This is a genomic window from Leclercia sp. W17, assembly GCF_003336325.1.
GTDB lineage: Bacteria > Pseudomonadota > Gammaproteobacteria > Enterobacterales > Enterobacteriaceae > Enterobacter.
Map to the genome: position 1 here is coordinate 3,016,421 of NZ_CP031101.1, position 18,979 is coordinate 3,035,399.

17 protein-coding genes are annotated in these 18,979 nt (G+C 55.6%); 3 read left to right on the forward strand and 14 right to left on the reverse strand.

Annotation, left to right across the window (positions count from 1 at the left end; genetic code table 11):
- Positions 1-111 precede the first annotated feature (111 nt).
- The 8 genes from fabF to yceD form a co-directional block, all read right to left on the reverse strand.
- The gene (fabF, locus tag DVA44_RS14985; RefSeq protein WP_103179094.1) at positions 112-1,353 is read right to left on the reverse strand and encodes a beta-ketoacyl-ACP synthase II; all 1,242 of its coding nucleotides are present in this window, start codon (positions 1,351-1,353) and stop codon (positions 112-114) included.
- Positions 1,354-1,446: 93 nt separating this feature from the next.
- A complete protein-coding gene (gene acpP, locus DVA44_RS14990) occupies positions 1,447-1,683 on the reverse strand; it encodes an acyl carrier protein (RefSeq protein ID WP_000103754.1) in 237 nt (78 codons plus the stop codon).
- 154 nt (positions 1,684-1,837) lie between these two features.
- Positions 1,838-2,572: a 3-oxoacyl-ACP reductase FabG gene (gene fabG, locus DVA44_RS14995; protein ID WP_114387426.1), complete on the reverse strand. Its 735-nt coding sequence runs from the start codon at positions 2,570-2,572 to the stop codon at positions 1,838-1,840.
- A gap of 13 nt (positions 2,573-2,585) precedes the next feature.
- Positions 2,586-3,515 (reverse strand): ACP S-malonyltransferase, encoded by a 930-nt coding sequence (gene fabD / locus DVA44_RS15000; protein WP_103823714.1) that lies wholly within the window; start codon positions 3,513-3,515, stop codon positions 2,586-2,588.
- Between the two features lie 14 nt (positions 3,516-3,529).
- Positions 3,530-4,483, reverse strand: coding sequence for a beta-ketoacyl-ACP synthase III (locus DVA44_RS15005; protein WP_103179091.1), 954 nt, complete (start codon positions 4,481-4,483; stop codon positions 3,530-3,532).
- Between the two features lie 6 nt (positions 4,484-4,489).
- Positions 4,490-5,524 carry a phosphate acyltransferase PlsX gene (gene plsX / locus DVA44_RS15010; RefSeq protein WP_210405543.1) on the reverse strand — a complete coding sequence of 345 codons (1,035 nt, stop codon included), beginning with the start codon at positions 5,522-5,524 and terminating at the stop codon, positions 4,490-4,492.
- Positions 5,525-5,603: 79 nt separating this feature from the next.
- A complete protein-coding gene (rpmF, locus tag DVA44_RS15015) occupies positions 5,604-5,777 on the reverse strand; it encodes a 50S ribosomal protein L32 (RefSeq protein WP_003857964.1) in 174 nt (57 codons plus the stop codon).
- 16 nt (positions 5,778-5,793) lie between these two features.
- Positions 5,794-6,315 (reverse strand): 23S rRNA accumulation protein YceD, encoded by a 522-nt coding sequence (yceD, locus tag DVA44_RS15020; protein ID WP_103179089.1) that lies wholly within the window; start codon positions 6,313-6,315, stop codon positions 5,794-5,796.
- Between the two features lie 141 nt (positions 6,316-6,456).
- Between yceD and DVA44_RS15025 the strand changes: the two genes are divergently transcribed.
- Complete coding sequence (locus DVA44_RS15025; protein WP_114387427.1) at positions 6,457-7,041, forward strand: nucleoside triphosphate pyrophosphatase; 585 nt, start codon at positions 6,457-6,459, stop codon at positions 7,039-7,041.
- A gap of 80 nt (positions 7,042-7,121) precedes the next feature.
- Here DVA44_RS15025 and rluC read toward each other — a convergent pair whose 3' ends face one another.
- Complete coding sequence (gene rluC, locus DVA44_RS15030; RefSeq protein ID WP_103823711.1) at positions 7,122-8,069, reverse strand: 23S rRNA pseudouridine(955/2504/2580) synthase RluC; 948 nt, start codon at positions 8,067-8,069, stop codon at positions 7,122-7,124.
- Positions 8,070-8,640: 571 nt separating this feature from the next.
- On the opposite strand from rluC, the gene rne reads away from it, so the two are divergent.
- Complete coding sequence (rne, locus tag DVA44_RS15040; protein ID WP_114387428.1) at positions 8,641-11,856, forward strand: ribonuclease E; 3,216 nt, start codon at positions 8,641-8,643, stop codon at positions 11,854-11,856.
- 40 nt (positions 11,857-11,896) lie between these two features.
- Here the strand turns inward: rne and DVA44_RS15045 are convergent, their stop codons facing one another.
- Positions 11,897-12,835: a LysR family transcriptional regulator gene (locus DVA44_RS15045; RefSeq protein ID WP_114387429.1), complete on the reverse strand. Its 939-nt coding sequence runs from the start codon at positions 12,833-12,835 to the stop codon at positions 11,897-11,899.
- Positions 12,836-12,944: 109 nt separating this feature from the next.
- Between DVA44_RS15045 and DVA44_RS15050 the strand changes: the two genes are divergently transcribed.
- Entirely contained in the window at positions 12,945-14,159 is a 1,215-nt protein-coding gene (locus DVA44_RS15050) for an MFS transporter (RefSeq protein ID WP_114387430.1), read from the forward strand.
- Between the two features lie 79 nt (positions 14,160-14,238).
- On the opposite strand, the gene flgL is transcribed toward DVA44_RS15050, so the two are convergent.
- The 4 genes from flgL to DVA44_RS15070 all read right to left on the reverse strand — a co-directional run bounded on the left by flgL (position 14,239) and on the right by DVA44_RS15070 (position 18,979).
- Positions 14,239-15,192 (reverse strand): flagellar hook-associated protein FlgL, encoded by a 954-nt coding sequence (gene flgL, locus DVA44_RS15055; RefSeq protein WP_103823707.1) that lies wholly within the window; start codon positions 15,190-15,192, stop codon positions 14,239-14,241.
- Positions 15,193-15,206: 14 nt separating this feature from the next.
- A complete protein-coding gene (gene flgK / locus DVA44_RS15060) occupies positions 15,207-16,853 on the reverse strand; it encodes a flagellar hook-associated protein FlgK (protein ID WP_114387431.1) in 1,647 nt (548 codons plus the stop codon).
- A 75-nt stretch (positions 16,854-16,928) separates the two neighbouring features.
- Positions 16,929-17,882 (reverse strand): flagellar assembly peptidoglycan hydrolase FlgJ, encoded by a 954-nt coding sequence (gene flgJ, locus DVA44_RS15065; protein WP_114387432.1) that lies wholly within the window; start codon positions 17,880-17,882, stop codon positions 16,929-16,931.
- The gene (locus DVA44_RS15070) at positions 17,882-18,979 is read right to left on the reverse strand and encodes a flagellar basal body P-ring protein FlgI (protein ID WP_114387433.1); all 1,098 of its coding nucleotides are present in this window, start codon (positions 18,977-18,979) and stop codon (positions 17,882-17,884) included. The genes flgJ and DVA44_RS15070 overlap by 1 nt, the downstream gene beginning before the upstream one ends.

An 18,979-nucleotide genomic window follows, 5' to 3' on the forward strand; every position in this document is an offset into this window, starting at 1 on the left:
AAGATGGTCGAATAGTCTGGCAGGAAGGATGGCTCTGGACAAGGGAAGAAAACCGAATAAAAAAGGCCCGACAAGCGGACCTTTTTTTACTGCACTAACGACAGGTTAGCATCAGACCTTTTTAAAGATCAGAGAGCCGTTGGTGCCGCCAAAGCCGAAGGAGTTACACAGGGTGTACTCCATACCGCTGACCTGGCGCGCTTCGTGCGGAACGAAGTCCAGATCGCAACCTTCATCCGGATTATCCAGGTTGATGGTTGGCGGAACAGCCTGATCGCGCAGCGCAAGGATGGAGTAGATAGACTCTACTGCACCCGCCGCACCCAGCAGGTGACCGGTCATGGATTTGGTGGAGCTGACCATGACGCGGCGGGCTGCATCGCCAAACACAGACTTAACGGCCTGCGCTTCAGCGATATCGCCCGCAGGCGTAGAGGTACCGTGCGCATTCACATAGCCAATCTGACCCGGCTCGATACCCGCATCACGGATAGCGTTAACCATGGCCAGCGCAGCACCTGCGCCATTCTCTGGCGGAGAAGTCATGTGATAGGCATCGCTGCTCATGCCGAAGCCGACGACTTCTGCATAAATTTTCGCGCCGCGTTTCTTCGCGTGCTCGTACTCTTCCAGTACGACCATGCCTGCACCGTCACCCAGCACAAAACCATCACGGTCTTTATCCCACGGACGGCTCGCCGCCTGAGGATTATCGTTGCGGGTAGACAGCGCGCGCGCTGCACCGAAACCGCCCACACCCAATGGGGTGCTGGCTTTTTCTGCCCCACCAGCGACCATCGCGTCAGCATCGCCATAAGCAATCATACGCGCCGCCTGGCCGATGTTGTGCACACCAGATGTACAGGCAGTAGCAATCGAAATGCTTGGACCGCGCAGGCCATACATGATGGTCAGGTGACCTGCCACCATGTTAACAATCGTTGACGGAACGAAGAACGGGCTAATCTTACGTGGGCCACCATTAACTAAAGAGCTATGGTTTTCCTCGATTAAGCCAAGGCCGCCAATCCCGGAGCCAATAGCGGCGCCAATACGGGTTGCGTTCTCTTCCGTAATTTCAAGGCCAGAATCCTGCATGGCCTGAACGCCAGCGACAATTCCATATTGAATGAAGGCATCCATCTTGCGCTGTTCTTTGCGCGAGATGATCTCTTCACAGTTAAAATCCTTTACTAAGCCAGCAAATTTCGTTGCATAGGCGCTAGTATCGAAATGGTCGATTAGGCTAATGCCACTCTGACCGGCAAGGAGAGCTTTCCAGGTGGACTCTACGGTATTGCCGACAGGAGATAACATGCCAAGTCCGGTCACAACTACACGACGCTTAGACACGCTTGTCCTCCAGGGAGGGATAAAAAAAAAGAAAAACGAGGGACTACAAAAGAAAAAACTCAGGCGGTCGAATGACCGCCTGGAGATGTTCACTTACGCCTGGTGACCGTTGATGTAATCAATGGCAGCCTGAACGGTGGTGATTTTCTCAGCTTCTTCGTCCGGAATCTCAGTATCAAACTCTTCTTCCAGAGCCATTACCAGCTCAACGGTGTCAAGAGAATCTGCGCCCAGGTCTTCAACGAAAGAAGCATTGTTGGTCACTTCTTCCTGCTTAACGCCCAGCTGTTCGCCGATAATTTTCTTAACGCGTTCTTCGATAGTGCTCATACTCTTAAATTTCCTATCAAAACTCGCTTTCGCGATGGTTTTCGTAGTGTATAAAATGTTGAAAAATTTGCAACTAAATCCCGGCAGGTCTTACCACGATTTTACGTTATTTTGAGGCCATTCCCCCTCATAACGCAAATATTTTCTATCGTGGTTAAACCATGTACATTCCGCCGTTGACGTGGAGAGTCTCACCAGTGATGTAACTCGCTTCGTCAGAAGCTAAAAATGCAACCGCGCTGGCGATTTCTTTAGGGTCGCCTAAACGACCCGCTGGAACTGCCGCCAGCGTACCCGCACGCTGCTCATCGGTCAGCGCACGCGTCATGTCCGTTTCAATAAAGCCCGGAGCAACAACGTTTACAGTAATTCCGCGGGACGCAACTTCGCGCGCCAGCGACTTACTGAAACCGATCAGGCCTGCTTTCGCCGCAGCGTAGTTTGCCTGACCAGCATTTCCCATGGTACCAACCACAGAACCGACAGTGATAATACGCCCATGACGCTTCTTCATCATAGCTCGCATTACCGCTTTTGACAGACGGAACACAGATGACAGGTTGGTTTCGATAATATCGTTCCACTCATCATCCTTCATTCGCATCAGTAAGTTGTCACGAGTAATTCCGGCATTATTGACCAGAATATCCACTTCGCCAAATTCTGCGCGAATATTTCCCAGAACAGATTCGATAGATGCCGGATCGGTCACATTCAACATCATACCTTTACCGTTCGCACCCAGATAGTCACTAATTGCCTGCGCGCCATTTTCGCTGGTAGCGGTGCCGATCACTGTCGCGCCACGCGCGACGAGGGTTTCAGCGATAGCACGACCAATACCACGGCTTGCGCCGGTGACCAGTGCGATTTTTCCTTCAAAACTCATGGTATTCCTCTTCTTACTGCGCAAGTGCCGCTGACAGTGCTTCAGGCTCGTTAATCGCCGATGCAGTCAGGGTATCAACAATACGTTTAGTCAGACCGGTGAGGACCTTACCCGGGCCCACTTCATACAGATGCTCTACGCCCTGCGCTGCCATAAATTCAACGGTTTTCGTCCACTGAACCGGGCTGTAGAGCTGGCGAACCAGCGCGTGGCGGATGGCCTCAGGCGCGGTTTCACATTGCACATCAACGTTATTGACCACCGGAATGGTCGGTGCGCTGAAGGTGATTTTTTCCAGCTCAACGGCCAGCTTGTCTGCAGCAGGCTTCATCAGCGCGCAGTGGGACGGTACGCTCACCGGCAGCGGCAGCGCACGTTTGGCGCCCGCGGCTTTACAGGCTGCGCCTGCACGCTCAACCGCCTCTTTATGGCCGGCGATAACCACCTGGCCCGGGGAGTTGAAGTTCACCGGTGAAACGACCTGGCCTTCTGCGGACTCTTCACACGCTTTTGCGATAGAAGCATCATCCAGTCCAATAATGGCTGACATGCCGCCCGTGCCTTCCGGCACCGCTTCCTGCATGAATTTGCCGCGCATCTCAACCAGACGCACAGCATCCGCAAACGCAATCACACCCGCACAAACCAGCGCAGAATATTCACCCAGGCTGTGACCAGCTAACAGCGCTGGCGTTTTGCCGCCCTGCTGCTGCCATACGCGCCACAGTGCGACCGATGCGGTCAGCAACGCAGGCTGCGTCTGCCAGGTTTTATTCAGCTCTTCGGCTGGCCCTTGCTGGGTCAGCGCCCAAAGATCGTAGCCCAGCGCATCAGAAGCTTCACGAAAAGTCTCTTCGATTACCGGAAACTGCTCCGCCAATCCAGATAACATTCCAACGGCCTGAGAACCCTGGCCGGGGAATACAAAAGCAAATTGCGTCATTTTTTTTATCCTTTCTAGAAACGAACCAGCGCAGAACCCCAGGTGAAACCGCCACCGAAGGCCTCGAGCAAGACCAGTTGGCCCCGTTGAATTCGTCCATCGCGCACCGCTTCGTCAAACGCGCACGGTACTGATGCTGCAGACGTGTTGCCATGACGATCCAGCGTCACTACAACGTTATCCATAGACATGCCGAGTTTCTTCGCTGTGGCGCTAATAATGCGCAGGTTAGCCTGATGCGGCACCAGCCAGTCAAGAGCGGAACGCTCCAGATTATTGGCTTCCAGCGTCTCGTCAACGATGTGTGCCAGTTCGGTCACTGCCACTTTGAAGACTTCGTTACCCGCCATAGTCAGGTAGATGGCGCTGTCCGGGTTGACACGATCCGCATTTGGCAGCGTTAACAGCTCGCCGTAGCGACCGTCAGCATGCAGATGCGTTGAGATGATGCCCGGCTCTTCAGATTGTCCTAACAGGACAGCACCCGCGCCATCACCAAAAATAATGATCGTCCCACGATCGTTTGGATCGCAGGTGCGAGCCAGAACGTCCGCGCCGATGACCAGCGCATATTTCACTGCGCCGGATTTCACATATTGATCGGCAATGCTCAGCGCATAGGTAAAGCCTGCGCAGGCAGCGGCAACGTCAAACGCCGGGCAGCCTTTGATGCCCAGCATGTTTTGCACCTGGCACGCAGCGCTTGGGAAGGCATGCGTGGCGGAAGTGGTCGCAACAATAATCAGACCGATGTCATCTTTATCGACACCCGCCATTTCCAGCGCGCGCTGGGCGGCTTCATAGCCCATGGTGGAAACTGTTTCATCTGGCGCGGCAATACGACGTTCGCGGATACCTGTACGTGTGACGATCCACTCGTCAGACGTGTCTACCATTTTTTCCAGATCGGCATTGGTTCGCACTTGCTTTGGCAGATAGCTGCCGGTACCTAAAATCTTCGTATACATGTACGCTCAGTCACTTTTTGCTAATACAGATCCCAGGCGAGCGGCAATCCGCTGTGGGACTTGTCGCTGCACCGCCTGCACTGCCTGTTCAATCGCGACGGCAAACGCTCGCTGATTGGCCGCACCGTGACTCTTGATCACAATGCCGCGCAATCCTAACAGACAGGCGCCATTATACTGGTCGGGGTTGAGGTGACTGAATCGCCGCGCCAGGCTCTTTTGTAACCAACGCTTTAATAAAATCAGCCACCATGACCGTTTTTTCCCCTCTCCCTGCGATTTAAGCAGAGAAAGAAACATTCTCACCACCCCTTCCATGGTTTTTAATGTAACGTTTCCTGTAAACCCGTCACACACCAGTACATCCGTTTTTCCGGTCAATAATTCGTTGGCTTCAAGATATCCAATATAGTTGATGGATGGCTCATTTTTTAGCCGCTCGGACGCTTCACGGATGCTGTCGAGGCCTTTGGTCTCCTCCTCGCCAATATTCAGCAAAGCAACGCGGGGATGAGAAATCCCTACTACTTCCTCTGCCAGCACCGAGCCCATAACGGCAAACTGCGCCAACATCACACTGTCGCAATCGACGTTGGCGCCTAAATCCAGCACCACCGTTTTGCCCTTTTGCTGGTGCGGCAGTACCGTTACCAGCGCCGGGCGCTCAATACCTTCAAGCGGTTTGAGCAGTAATTTTGCCAGCCCCATCAGCGCGCCGGTATTGCCGGCGCTGACGCAGGCTTGTGCGCGGCCCTCTTTAACCAGCTCAAGCGCGATGCGCATTGAACTTCCGCGGCTGCTGCGGATCGCCTGTGAGGCCCGGACATCACTGGCAATAACTGACTGGGCAGGAATAATCTGCAGACGTGAACGTTGTTCGAAGTCAGCTTTTGCGAGTAATGGCGTGATAGCGTCGGGATTACCGACTAAAAGGAGAGCGAGTTGCGAATTAGAGTTCAGTGCCTGCAATGCTGCAGGCACTGTCACGGAAGGGCCAAAATCGCCCCCCATGACATCTAACGCCAGGGTTAGACGTGTCAAGGTATCGTCGCAGCCTGGTTCGGTATATCCCCGTTTGCACGGGGAAACCCTCACTAAGCCTAATCACGCAAACGCGTGATTACTTAGTGATAACCTTGCGGCCGCGGTAGAAACCGTCAGCAGTGATGTGGTGACGCAGGTGTTTTTCACCAGAAGTCTTGTCTACAGACAGGCTGGTAACTGCAGTCAGCGCGTCATGGGAACGACGCATGCCACGTTTGGAACGGGTTGGTTTATTCTGTTGTACGGCCATGGACCTTACTCCTTAATTACTTACGCTTTAAGCTGGCTAATACGGCAAATGGGTTTGGTTTTTGCGCTTCATCAGGCAGTTCCCCAAAGACCATGTCCGCCTCGGACACTTCACAGTGTTCAGAATCATGCACCGGAACCACTGGCAGAGCGAGGATGATTTCATCTTCAACTAACGCCAGCAGATCGATTTCACCGAATTCGTTAACCTCAATCGGCTCATACGCTTCCGGGAGTGCTTCAGCCTGTTCGTCTGAACGAACCGGACTGAAACAATATGTTGTGTGAACATGAAGTGGGAACGGTTTCCCGCAACGCTGACACTCGAGCGTAACCGAAACCTTTGCATCACCGGTTAATACGGCGAGGCGCTGGTTATCGATCGCGAACGACATGGAGCATTCCACATCACTGTCCACACTGACTACGGATTCGGCAATACGTTCAGCCTGGTCACGGGTATAAATACCTTCGTAATCGAGGCGTTTTTGAGCCGTACGAACCGGATCAAGAGTCAGGGGTAATTTTACCTTTTGCATAGGGCGCGCATATTAACTTTGTAACGTCATAGAGTCAAAGAAAAAGGCAACCTCGGGCTGCCTTTTGCCAATTATTCGCACACATTGCGGCCTGTAGTTTAAAATGGCTGGCATCGATACGCTATATCTGGTGAAAAAAATATGCCAAATCTTATTCTCGCCTCGACCTCACCCTACCGCCGCGTGTTGCTGGAAAAGCTTGGCGTACCCTTTGAATGCGCCGCACCGAACGTGGATGAAAGCCTACAACCCGGTGAATCGCCACGACATCTGGTGGTACGTCTGGCGCAGGAAAAAGCAAAAAGCCTGGCAGCGCAATTTCCTGACCATCTTATTATAGGTTCCGATCAGGTTTGCGTCCTGGATGGTGCTATCACGGGTAAACCGCATACCGAAGAGAATGCGCGTCAGCAGCTGTTGAAAGCCCGCGGCAATATCGTCACGTTCTATACCGGCCTGGCTCTCTATAACAGCTCAACGGGCCATTTGCAGACGGAATGCGAGCCCTTTGACGTTCACTTCCGCCATCTCAGCGAACAAGAGATTGATGACTACGTCCGTAAAGAGCGTCCGTTAAACTGCGCGGGCAGCTTTAAGAGCGAAGGGCTGGGGATTGCGTTGTTTGACAGGCTGGACGGGCGCGACCCAAACACCCTGGTGGGATTACCGCTGATTGCGCTGTGCCAGATGCTGCGCCGGGAACATTACAACCCGTTAATGGCCTAGCCCTCTGCTTCGCCCGGCGGCGCTACGCTTGCACGGGCCTACGGTTTTGTAAGCCGGGTAAGCGCAGCGCCACCCGGCAATTAACCGCGCAGAACTTTAAGACAGCGTTTCAGCTGCTCATCCATAGGCGCTTCGATACGCATCACCTCGCCAGTACCCGGATGGGTAAACTTCAGCGCGGCGGCATGCAGGAACAGACGAGACAAGCCCGTACCTGCCAGCTGCTTATCAAACTCACGGTCGCCATAGCGATCGTCGAAGGCGATGGGGTGACCTGCATGCAGAGTGTGAACACGGATCTGGTGAGTACGACCGGTCACCGGGCTGCAGCGCACCAGGGTAGCGAATTCATAACGCTCTTCGACTTTGAAGCGAGTTTCAGACGGCTTACCCTCCTGACTCACGCGAACGATACGCTCACCGCTTTGCAGAATGTTTTTCAGCAGCGGAGCCTGGACCACTTTGACATGGGATTGCCACTGGCCACGCACCAGCGCGAGGTAATCCTTCTGCATCCCCTTCTCACGCAGCTGTTCATGCAGCGAACGCAGCGCCGAACGCTTTTTCGCCACCAGCAGTACGCCAGAGGTGTCGCGGTCAAGGCGATGAACCAGCTCAAGGAAGCGGGCTTCGGGACGCAGCGCACGCAGACCTTCGATCACGCCGAAGCTCAATCCGCTGCCTCCGTGAACGGCTGTGCCGGAAGGTTTGTTGAGTACCAGGATATGATCGTCTTCATATAAGATCACATCCGTCAGCGCGGCGACTTTATTCAGATGCGGCGAGACCGCCTCCTCTTCCCGCTCGGCTACACGTACGGGCGGGATGCGCACTTCATCACCCGCTTCCAGTTTGTACTCAGGTTTAATGCGCTTCTTATTCACACGCACCTCACCCTTACGCAAGATGCGATAAATCATGCTCTTTGGCACACCCTTCAGTTGGGTGCGCAAAAAGTTGTCGATGCGTTGCCCCGCTTCATCATCGGTAATGGCAACCATTTTTACGGCTGGAGTCTCTGTTTTCATGGGGGGCGATTCTAATTATCGGCAGCCATTAGCGCCACTCATTTTTCTATGCTTATATTTAGTTTTACCCTGTTACTGTTTCGTTCACGCGATCGATTTGGTGGTTATTAAACCAATCCTATGAGAGAAGTGAAAAAACTGTGAGTAACCGGGTGATAATTGGCAAAAGTCATCTTGCTATAACCCGGTTAGCAATGGAATAATGCTGCAGTTTTCCGTGTTAAATCCTGGTTAAGCAAGGATATCGACGGAATGACCAATTTTGTCTGACCGATCATCCACGCAGCAATGGCGTAAGACGTATTGATCTTTCAGACAGTTAGCGGGCTGCGGGTTGCAGTACTTACCGGTAAATGGAATCTTCTCTGGAGAGTTTTACCCAGGCTATTCCCCTGATAATCGCGCTGTATTTCCGTATGAAATACAGGCAACCGACACTTTGCGCCTCTTAAGCGAGCGACAACCGTGAGGTTGGCGACGTGAATAGACACGAGGCCATCGGTTCATACCCCGGAAAGCGTCACCTTGCCCGCAGCTTAGTCGTCAATGTAAGAATAATGAGTAAGTTACGATGAAAAGAATGTTAATCAACGCAACTCAGCAAGAAGAGTTGCGTGTCGCCCTTGTGGATGGGCAGCGTCTGTACGATCTGGATATCGAAAGTCCTGGACACGAACAGAAAAAAGCGAACATTTACAAAGGCAAAATCACCCGCATTGAACCCAGCCTTGAGGCCGCATTTGTCGATTACGGTGCCGAGCGTCATGGTTTCCTCCCGCTGAAAGAGATCGCTCGCGAGTACTTCCCTTCCAACTATAATGCCCATGGCCGTCCTAACATCAAAGATGTTCTGCGTGAAGGTCAGGAAGTTATTGTCCAGATTGATAAAGAAGAGCGTGGCAACAAAGGCGCTGCACTGACTACCTTTATCAGCCTGGCAGGCAGCTACCTCGTACTGATGCCAAACAACCCGCGCGCGGGGGGTATCTCTCGCCGTATCGAAGGGGATGACCGTACCGAGCTGAAAGAAGCGCTGGCAAGCCTGGAGCTGCCAGACGGCATGGGCCTGATTGTTCGTACCGCAGGCGTGGGCAAATCTGCCGAAGCGCTGCAGTGGGACCTGGGCTTCCGTCTGAAGCACTGGGAAGCGATTCAGAAAGCCGCTGAAAGCCGCCCTGCTCCGTTCCTGATCCACCAGGAAAGTAACGTTATCGTGCGTGCCTTCCGCGACTATCTGCGTCAGGATATTGGCGAAATTCTGATTGATAACCCGAAAGTACTTGAGCTGGCTCGCCAGCACATTGCCGCACTGGGTCGTCCCGATTTCACCAGCAAAATCAAACTGTACACCGGTGAGATCCCGCTGTTCAGCCACTACCAGATTGAATCGCAGATTGAATCCGCCTTCCAGCGTGAAGTCCGTCTGCCATCCGGTGGTTCTATCGTTATCGACAGCACCGAGGCGCTGACCGCCATCGACATCAACTCCGCACGTGCAACCCGCGGTGGCGATATCGAAGAGACGGCCTTCAACACCAACCTGGAAGCGGCCGATGAGATTGCCCGCCAGCTGCGTCTGCGTGACCTGGGCGGCCTGATCGTTATCGACTTCATCGACATGACGCCGGTACGTCACCAGCGCGCGGTGGAAAACCGCCTGCGTGAAGCGGTGCGTCAGGATCGTGCACGTATCCAGATCAGCCATATTTCCCGTTTTGGCCTGCTGGAGATGTCCCGCCAGCGTCTGAGCCCGTCACTGGGTGAATCCAGCCACCACGTCTGCCCACGCTGTAGCGGTACCGGCACCGTGCGTGACAACGAATCGCTGTCCCTCTCTATCCTGCGTCTTATCGAAGAAGAGGCGCTGAAAGAGAACACCAAAGAAGTTCACGCCATTGTGCCTGTGCCGATTGCCTCCTACCTGCTGAACGAAAAACGTGCCGCGGTAAGTGCGATCGAAGCCCGTCTGGGCGGTGTACGCTGCGTGATCGTGCCTAACGATCAGATGCAGACCCCGCACTACTCCGTGCTGCGCGTGCGCAAAGGCGAAGAGACCTCCACCCTGAGCTACATGCTGCCTAAGCTGCATGAAGAGGCGATGGCGCTGCCGTCCGAGGAAGAGTACTCAGAGCGTAAACTGCCTGAACAGCCTGCACTGGCAGCGTTTGTGATGCCAGAAGCACCGCCTGCGCCAGCGCAGGAGACCGTGGCGGCTAAACCTGCAGCCAAACCGGCGGCAGAAGTGAGCCAACCGGCTGAACAGCCTGGTCTGCTGAGCCGCTTCCTCAGTGCGCTGAAGAAGATGTTCGCGGGTGAAGAGCCGCAGCTTGCCCCGGCACCGGTTGAGAAGAAAGAAGAGAAACAGGAGCGTTCCCCGGATCGTCGTAAGCGTCAGAACAACCGTCGTGACCGCAATGAGCGCCGCGATAACCGTTCAGAGAGCAACGAAGGCCGTGAAGGCAGCGAAAGCCGTGACAATCGTGATAACCGCGAAGGTCGCGAGCGCCGTGAAGGACGTGACGAAAACCGTCGCAACCGCCGCGAGAAGCCGCAGCAGAACGCGGAAGAGCGTGAAATTCGCCAGCCGGTCAGCGAAGAGTCTGACAAAGGCAGACAGCGCGATGAGCAGCAGCCGCGCCGCGAACGTAACCGTCGTCGTAACGATGACAAGCGTCAGGCTCAGCAGGAAGTTAAAGCCCTGAATCGCGACGAAGAGACCGCTCAGGATACTGAACAGGAAGAACGCGTTCAGGTAATGCCGCGCCGTAAGCAGCGTCAGATGAGCCAGAAAGTGCGTTTCCAGTCTCAGGCTGAAGAAGCAGCGGTTGAAGCGATCGCGCCACAGGCCGAACCGGCACAGCGCACCGAGCTGGCTAAAATTGATCTGCCTGCGGTGATTGAAAACGCACCTGAGCAAGAAGAAAACGCTGAAGGTCGTGAAAACGCCGGCATGCCGCGCCGTTCACGTCGCTCTCCGCGTCACCTGCGCGTGAGTGGTCAGCGTCGCCGTCGTTATCGTGACGAGCGTTATCCGCTGCAGTCGCCAATGCCGCTGGCTATTGCCTGTGCCTCACCAGAAATGGCATCCGGTAAAGCCTGGATCCGTTATCCGGTAGCTCGCCCTCAGGAGCCACAGTTTGAAGAGCAGAACGTCGCTCAGGAAACTGCAACCCCTGTTACGCCAGTCGCGGTTGAAGCGATCGCTGACGCTGCTGCCGTTGTGATCCCAGAGCCGCAGGTGGTTGAAATCGAAACTTCACATCCAGAAGTGATTGCTGCGCCTGTGACAGAACAACCACAGATCGTCACTCCTGACGATGCGGTCGTCGCGAAGCAGATTGCAGAAGATGCTGCCGTAGCTGAACCTGCTGTCGAAGAAGCCGCTGCCGTTGAATCGGCTGAAACCACCGAAGCAGCCGTCGAGCCGCAGCCGGTCGTGGAAGTTGAAGTAGAAACGGAAGTTCAACCTGAGATTGAAATCGATGTTGAACCGGTTGAGGCAGCTGAAGTGGAACCTGAAGTCACTGACGTCGCTCACGTCGACGAGCCAGAAGTGAAGCCGGTTCCTGCAGTGAAGCCAGCGCCAGCCGCTCAGGTTCATGCTGAAGCCCATCACGCGACGGCCCCAATGACCCGTGCACCGGCACCGGAATATGTTCCGGAAGCGCCGCGCCAGAGTGACTGGGTACGTCCGGCATTTGAATTTGACGGTAAAGGCTCTGCAGGTGGTCACAGTGCCACCCATCACGCCACGGCGCCAGCCACGCGTCCACAGCCAGCTGAATAAGCCTGCTTAAGCGCAAAAGCCGACCTTCGGGTCGGCTTTTTTATTGCTTATGCTCTGGCCTGCGCATCCCCGCGATTTGAGGCATCACCTCTCTCATCATCTCCAGAAAACGACGCAATCGCGCCGGATAGTAGCGAGACCACGGGTAGACAAGATGAACCGGCAACGCGGCGGGCTGCCAGTCAGGCACCAGATGGATCAGCCTGCCCTCGCGGATATCCGCTTCGACAGTCCAGCTTGAGACCACGGCAACGCCCAGCCCGGTGAGCGCGCTTTTACGCGCCACGTAGAGGCTGTCGGTACTTAAGCGCGGGGAGATAGCCACCCGCAGTGATTGTGCGGCTTCCGCGCTGAATAGTTCAACATGCTGACGATAAAAAGTATTGAGCGCCACCCAGGGCAGCGCGGAGAGATCTTCCGGTTTTTCTACAGGCGCAAACCGTGCCAGCAGCTCGGGTGAGGCCACAATGCTGCGCGGTACCTCGGCCAGCAATACCGACACCGTGGCCGGGTCGATCTCCGCCCCGACCCGGATAGCGCAGTCGATATTGTCACTTAAAAAATCAGCCGAGCGGTCATTGAGCATCCACTCCACATTGAGTCGTGGATAGCGCAGCAGAAACGCCGTTAATGGCTCCAGCAACTGTTCCTGTCCAAAGGCATGCGGCGCACGCACGCGAAGCACACCGACCGGCTCATCTTCTGTTTGCCCGACTTCATCCTCCAGCGCGTACCAGCTGTCAATGACCCGCCGGGCATGTTGATAGCAGCGTTCACCGTCATCCGTCAGCTTCATGGCGTGTGTCGTTCGCAGGATCAGGCGCACGCCCAGCAGCGTCTCCAGCGATTGAAGACGACGACTGACGGTGGCCTGGCTGGTAGCCATCTGCACCGCGGCAGCAGAAAGAGAGCCCGTCTCCACGATGCGCACAAAAGTACGCATCAGCTCTACCCGGTCTATACGTTCCGAACGTTTCATTTTTAATCCGGTTATACGTTACACGTATAAGTGTTTTAACACCGGGCCAGCTACCACCGCAAGACGGGGTGATAAAGAATAGCGACACACCCGAAATGAGGAACTGCATATGAACTCCAGTACCCTGAGCCCAGCCGTCAGCCGTTGGGTAATTTTCATCCTTGCCATCGGCGCGGGCTTTAGCGTCGCCGCCATCTATTATGCTCAGCCGCTACTGCCGCTGATGGGCGCAGATTTGCATCTCAGTATTGAAGGGATGGGGATGGTGCCCACTCTGACGCAGGCGGGCTATGCGCTGGGGATCCTCTTCCTGCTGCCGCTTGGCGATCGCTATGATCGCCGCACCCTGATTGTGGTGAAAAGCATCGCGCTGGCATTACTGCTTTTGGCCTGTAGCCTGACGGCTCAGATCCACTCCCTGCTGCTGGTCAGCCTGCTGATTGGGATGACCGCCACCATGGCGCAGGACATTGTTCCGGCTGCGGCTATCCTCGCCCCGGAGGGCAAACAGGGGAAAACCGTCGGTACGGTGATGACCGGCCTGTTACTGGGGATCCTGCTCTCCCGTACGGTGAGCGGCGTGGTAGGTGAAGCTTTTGGCTGGCGCGTGATGTACCAGCTGGCGGCGGGCAGTATTGCGATCCTCGCCGCCGTGATGTGGTTTATTCTGCCCCGCTTCGCGGTGCCGTCGAACCTGCGTTATCCGCAGCTGATGCGTTCTATGGCACATCTGTGGCGTCGCTACCCCGCTCTGCGCCGCGCCGCGCTGGCACAGGGTTTTCTCTCCATCGCCTTTAGCGCCTTCTGGTCTACTCTGGCGGTGATGCTGATGGAACACTACGGGCTTGGCAGCGCCGTTGCCGGTGGGTATGGCATTGCCGGTGCCGCAGGCGCTCTGGCCGCGCCACTCGCTGGCGGTCTGGCGGATAAACTGGGCGCCGGTAAAGTTACTCAGCTGGGTGCCGCGCTGGTAACCGTCTCCTTCGCCCTGATGTTTTTCATGCCGGCATTAGGTGTACAGGGCCAGCTGATCCTGATTGCCGTTGCCGCGGTAGGTTTTGATCTCGGTCTGCAGTCGAGCCTGGTGGCTCACCAGAACCTGGTTTATAGCCTTGAGCCCCAAGCCCGTGGCCGTCTGAACGCTCTGCTCTTTACCGGTGTGTTTATCGGGATGGCGTTAGGTTCCGCATTGGGCAGTCAGCTCTATACCATGGCCGGTTGGCCGGGCGTGATTGCGCTGGCGACCATTACAGCAGGCGTGGCGCTGGTTATCCGTATGACTGAAAACGTCCGCACCCGCTCATCGGCCCTGCAAAATTCCTGAAAAAAAAGCCCAATCCGCAAAACGGATTGGGCATACAGAACATAACCAGTTTCAAGCCATGTTCTAAAGGTCAAGTCAGTTATTTATTCAGCTGGAACAGGGACATACCCTGCATATCGCTGAATGCTTTATAAGATGCCTGAAGCGCCGCCTGCTGCATCACATAAGAGGAGATAGCTGAGTTCCAGTCAACGTCCACCAGGTCGCTCATTTGCTGGGTTAATCCTAACGCCCGGTCACTGCCCAGGGAATCGAGCGAACTCAGCTCGGTCAGTTTAGTTCCGAGATCGGCGCGCACAGTCAGCACATTGTCCAGTGAATTACGCAATCCGCGGTTTGCCTTATCAATATCCAACGTCATCTGATCGGCTTTATCCTGATCGCCTTCAACCGGGGTTTTCAGCGCAGCAATCACATTATCCAGAATTTTAAACATATTTTTTTCTGGCGTAGCGTCACCCGGCTCTGGTGCGGCATTACTGGTAAAGGATTCAAACACGTCGCTACCGATATGGCTAATCTGCATGGTACGTGCAGAATCGACCTGCTGACTGATTGGCGTATCGCCGCCAGCATACTCGCCAGTAGCTTGATCAAATGCCGGAGCATCGGTTTTATAGCCAGCAAAAATATAGCGACCGTTGCCATCGGTGCTGTTCGCCAGGTTCAACAGCTGATCGCGAATACCCTGCAAATCGGTGGCGAGCGAGTTGCGGTCGTTATCACTCAGAGTACCGTTGCCTGCATAGACAATCTTTTCCTGTGCCGATTGCAGCGCCGTGGTCACCTGGCCCAGCACGTTCTCTTCCAGAGATACCTTCTGCGTGGCAAAAGAACGGGCGAGTGTATACTGGCTGTTTTGTGCCTGTGACTGAGAAATAACAACCGCCTGCGAGGCGGCAATTGGATCGTCCGAAGGACGGTTAACACGTTTACCGGTGGACATCTGCTCACCGTAGCTCAGCCACTTACTCTGGGATTCGGTGACCCCTCGCATGTTCTGCTCATACATCATCTGGGTGCTAATACGCATCGTTCACCTCGGCCTTAGCGAATATTGATTAACGCGTCAAAGAGCGTGCTGGCGGTTTGCAGCACCTGGGCATTGGCCAGGTAGTACTGCTGGTAGCGCTGGAGATTGCCATACTCTTCATCGAGGTTAACCCCGGAGATCGACTGCTGCTGGTTGCTCAGTTGCGTCGTCACGTTTGCCTGGGTGGTGCTGCTGGTTTTCAGCGTCGCGGTTTTGCTGCCGACGGTACTGACCAGCGAGGCATAGGCGTCGTTAAGGGTTTTATTGCCGCCGACCACTTTGCTGCTTTGCAGATCCAGCAGCGCCTGGCCGTTGCGGTTGTCACTTTCGCCGCCTTTCTCTTCAGAGGCCATAGCCAGTTTTGACTCATCGCTGATCGCCACATCCATATTGACGATGGCATTGACGACAGGCTTAACGATAAAGCTGTCTTTGTTATTCGCCGTGCCCGATACGTTCACCGTCAGGCCATCAAAGGACAAGTTACCTTTGCCGTCATCAACTGGCTTAACCGTGGTTTTATCCGAGAGGCGGGTGATCTTCCAGCTGCCGCCGTCAAACTCCATCTTGTAGTCGGTAGCCTGTACTTTAGCGCTGTCTGCCACGTTAATGGCGGCAGTGACGGAGGCCGAGCCGGTATTTTTGGTGTTTCCCAGTACCGCGGGAGCACCAATTTTAAATAACTCACCGCCAGCGTTACCTTCTGGATCAAAGCCCTTTGCGTGTTGGCTGTTCATCTCGTTAGCGAAAGAGAGCGCCAGCTGGTTAAGGGTGTTGCGTGCCGCGTCGAGCTCTTCGGTACGGAAGGTCAACATGCCGCCCAGAGAGCCGCTGGTCAGCAGTTTTTCCGGGATCTCAACGGGGCCGGAGGTGCCGTCAACAAACGCCACCGTGGTACGGGATGGATCGGCGCTGGACTTCACGGCCGCCAGCTGATTAGCGGTGCTGCCCTGAACCAGGTTGTAGCCATTGCCAAAGGAGACGTTATAGGTGCCGCTATCCTGAACGGAGACTTCAACACCCACGATCTGGTTCAGCTCGCTCACCAGCTGGTCACGCTGGTCGAGCAGATTGTTCGGGGACGCGCCCGCACCCACGCCGGTCAGACGGGAAATCTGATCGTTCAGGTTGGCAATCTGTTTAGCGTAGTTGTTCATCTGATCAACGCTGGTGCCGATGGCAGTATTGATCTGCTTATCCTGATCGCGCAGATACTGATCGTTCACCTTGAACTGGTTCACCAGGCCATCAGCCTTGCCCAGTACCGTCTGGCGCGCCGCCGGATCTTCGGCGTTGCTCACCAGGGTCTGCAGACTGGTAAAGAAGCCCTGCAGGGTGGTCGCCAGGCTGTTGGTGCTGCCAGAGAGAATATCGTCAATTTTGGACATCTGCTGGTAGCGGGTCGTCAGGGCACTGCTCTGGTTCTGCGCGGTACGCAGCTGGTTGGTGATGAATGCATCATATTCGCGTTGTACCCCAGAGACATACACGCCGTTGCCAACCCAACCGCCGCCTGTCAGGGTGCTGTTTGAGGCGCTCAGCACCGTCGTCTGACGGGTATAGCCCGTCACGTTGTAGCTCGAAATGTTATTACTGGCGGTATTCAGCGCAGCCTGGGCTGCACTGAGGCCACTCATGGCGCTGTTGATCAAACTGGACATGGGGGTTCCTTTTATACTTTCAGACATGAGTCCTGCTGGAGATTATCGGCAGGCCCCAGCCGGACTTGAGAACTTTCAGAACAGATTTTCGATATCGTTGCTGTAGGCTTTGCTGACCTTCTCACCCATCGCTTTCAGCTGCTGAATCATGCTGGTCAGCTTGCGGGCATACTGTGGATCGGTGGCGTAACCCGCGTTCTGCAACGCCTGCGCACCCTGCTCTGCCGTCGCAGCCTGGGTCACGGCCGCATAGCGCGGGTTACGACTCAACAGGCCGACATAGTCTGAAAGTGCCTCGAGATAGGAGCTGTAGACGCGGAATTTGGCTTTGATCTTCTTCGCTTCGCCGTTTTCATACTCGGTGGTGGTGATCTCGGTAGTCGGCCCTTTCCAGCTCCCCGAGGCCTTCACCCCAAAGATGTTAAAGCTCGGCTCACCGTTCTCACGGCGGATCTGCCGTTGTCCCCAGCCCGACTCCAGCGCCGCCTGGGCGAGGATCAGGTGATGCGGCACCCCACTCTGCTGGCTGGCGAGACGCGCCGGCAGGGAGAGCTGCGCCAGGAAGTCTTTGCTGTCGCCGGTGAGGGGTTCATCATTGCTCTCAGGCACCTTCGGCACCGCTTTACGCACCATCTGCGTCAGGGCCTGGTTTTGATAGCTGGTGACCCTTTCCAGATCGAACTTCATCGGCACCTGCTGCGGTGCCTCTTCTGGCGGCACGCCCTGCGCGGCCGCCATCTGCTTAATGATCACATCGGCAAGTCCTAACCCTTTACCGGCAGTCATCTGCTGCGCAATCTGCTGGTCATACATGCTGGTATACAGACGCGTGGAGTCGCTGCTGAAGATGCCATCTTTTGGCAGGGCTTCACGCATGCTTTTCAGCATCATCTGGACAAACATCCCCTCCACCTGGCGGGCAACCGGGCGGATATTGCCCGCCGGATCTTTGCCCGCTTTAGACTTCAGTTCGTTGAGCGACTGGGTATCCCAGGCTGCGCTGCTCAGCAGTTTGCTATCGGTCAGCATCAGATAATTTCCAGTTTGGCGCGCAGGCAGCCCGCGCTCTGCATGGATTGCAGAATCGACATCAGATCCATTGGGGTGGCACCCAGCGCATTCAGGGCACGTACCACGTTGTTCAGGTTGGCGCTGGAGCGCACGCTCTGCAGCGAGCCGCCGCTCTGACGCAAATCGATCTGGGTCTGCGGCGTCACCACCGTTTCACCGCCGCCAAACGGCGTATCTGGCTGGCTGACGTTAGCCGAGCGGTTGACGGTCACCGACAGGTTGCCCTGCGCCACGGCGCAGCTGTCCAGCGTCACCTCACGGTTCATCACCACCGAGCCGGTGCGGGAGTTGATGATCACTTTGGCATCCTGCGGCGTGACGTTCACTTCCATATTCTGGATATCCGCCAGCAGACGCACCTGGTTACTGCCGCCGCTGGAGACGCGGATCTGCACGGTGCGGGCATCCAGCGCGGTGGCGCTGCCGTAGCCACGGTTGCGGTTGATGGTATCCGCAATCTGCTGCGCCATGGTGAAGTCGTCATTATTCAGCTGCAGGTTAATGGTGTTGCCGCTGCCGAACTGGGTTGGCAGTTCACGCTCAATAACCGCCCCGTTGGTAATACGGCCGCCGTTAAGCTGGTTGACCTGCACGCTGCTGCCGCCTGCGGAGGCACCCGCCCCGCCGACAAGGATATTACCCTGCGCCAGGGCATACACCTGGCTATCCACCCCTTTCAGGGGGGTCATCAACAGAGTCCCGCCGCGCAGGCTTTTCGCATTCCCCATAGAGGAAACCACCACGTCGATGGTTTGCCCCTGGCGCGCAAAGGCCGGGAAAGAGGCGGTAACCATTACCGCCGCCACGTTTTTCAGCTGCATGTTGGTCCCGGCGGGCACCGTGATGCCGAGCTGGGAGAGCATATTATTCAGACTCTGGGTCGTGAACGGCGTCTGGGTGGTCTGGTCACCCGTTCCGTCAAGCCCCACGACCAGACCGTAACCGATCAGTGAGTTTTCCCGCACACCTTGTACGCTTGTGAGATCGCGAATACGGTCGGCCTGGGCACAGGTCGCCACCAGCACCAGCAGTAACCCGAAGAGGGATTTAAACAT

What these genes read in the sequence shown, in the direction of transcription:
- fabG (WP_114387426.1), bottom strand. Translation starts at nt 2,572, where the DNA reads ATGAGTTTTGAAGGAAAAATCGCACTGGTCACCGGCGCAAGCCGTGGT.
- fabD (WP_103823714.1), bottom strand. Translation starts at nt 3,515, where the DNA reads ATGACGCAATTTGCTTTTGTATTCCCCGGCCAGGGTTCTCAGGCCGTT.
- DVA44_RS15045 (WP_114387429.1), bottom strand. Translation starts at nt 12,835, where the DNA reads ATGAAACGTTCGGAACGTATAGACCGGGTAGAGCTGATGCGTACTTTT.
- flgL (WP_103823707.1), bottom strand. Translation starts at nt 15,192, where the DNA reads ATGCGTATTAGCACCCAGATGATGTATGAGCAGAACATGCGAGGGGTC.
- acpP (WP_000103754.1), bottom strand. Translation starts at nt 1,683, where the DNA reads ATGAGCACTATCGAAGAACGCGTTAAGAAAATTATCGGCGAACAGCTG.
- yceD (WP_103179089.1), bottom strand. Translation starts at nt 6,315, where the DNA reads ATGCAAAAGGTAAAATTACCCCTGACTCTTGATCCGGTTCGTACGGCT.
- DVA44_RS15050 (WP_114387430.1), top strand. Translation starts at nt 12,945, where the DNA reads ATGAACTCCAGTACCCTGAGCCCAGCCGTCAGCCGTTGGGTAATTTTC.
- DVA44_RS15005 (WP_103179091.1), bottom strand. Translation starts at nt 4,483, where the DNA reads ATGTATACGAAGATTTTAGGTACCGGCAGCTATCTGCCAAAGCAAGTG.
- rne (WP_114387428.1), top strand. Translation starts at nt 8,641, where the DNA reads ATGAAAAGAATGTTAATCAACGCAACTCAGCAAGAAGAGTTGCGTGTC.
- flgJ (WP_114387432.1), bottom strand. Translation starts at nt 17,882, where the DNA reads ATGCTGACCGATAGCAAACTGCTGAGCAGCGCAGCCTGGGATACCCAG.
- rluC (WP_103823711.1), bottom strand. Translation starts at nt 8,069, where the DNA reads ATGAAAACAGAGACTCCAGCCGTAAAAATGGTTGCCATTACCGATGAT.
- rpmF (WP_003857964.1), bottom strand. Translation starts at nt 5,777, where the DNA reads ATGGCCGTACAACAGAATAAACCAACCCGTTCCAAACGTGGCATGCGT.
- DVA44_RS15025 (WP_114387427.1), top strand. Translation starts at nt 6,457, where the DNA reads ATGCCAAATCTTATTCTCGCCTCGACCTCACCCTACCGCCGCGTGTTG.
- flgK (WP_114387431.1), bottom strand. Translation starts at nt 16,853, where the DNA reads ATGTCCAGTTTGATCAACAGCGCCATGAGTGGCCTCAGTGCAGCCCAG.
- DVA44_RS15070 (WP_114387433.1), bottom strand. Translation starts at nt 18,979, where the DNA reads ATGTTTAAATCCCTCTTCGGGTTACTGCTGGTGCTGGTGGCGACCTGT.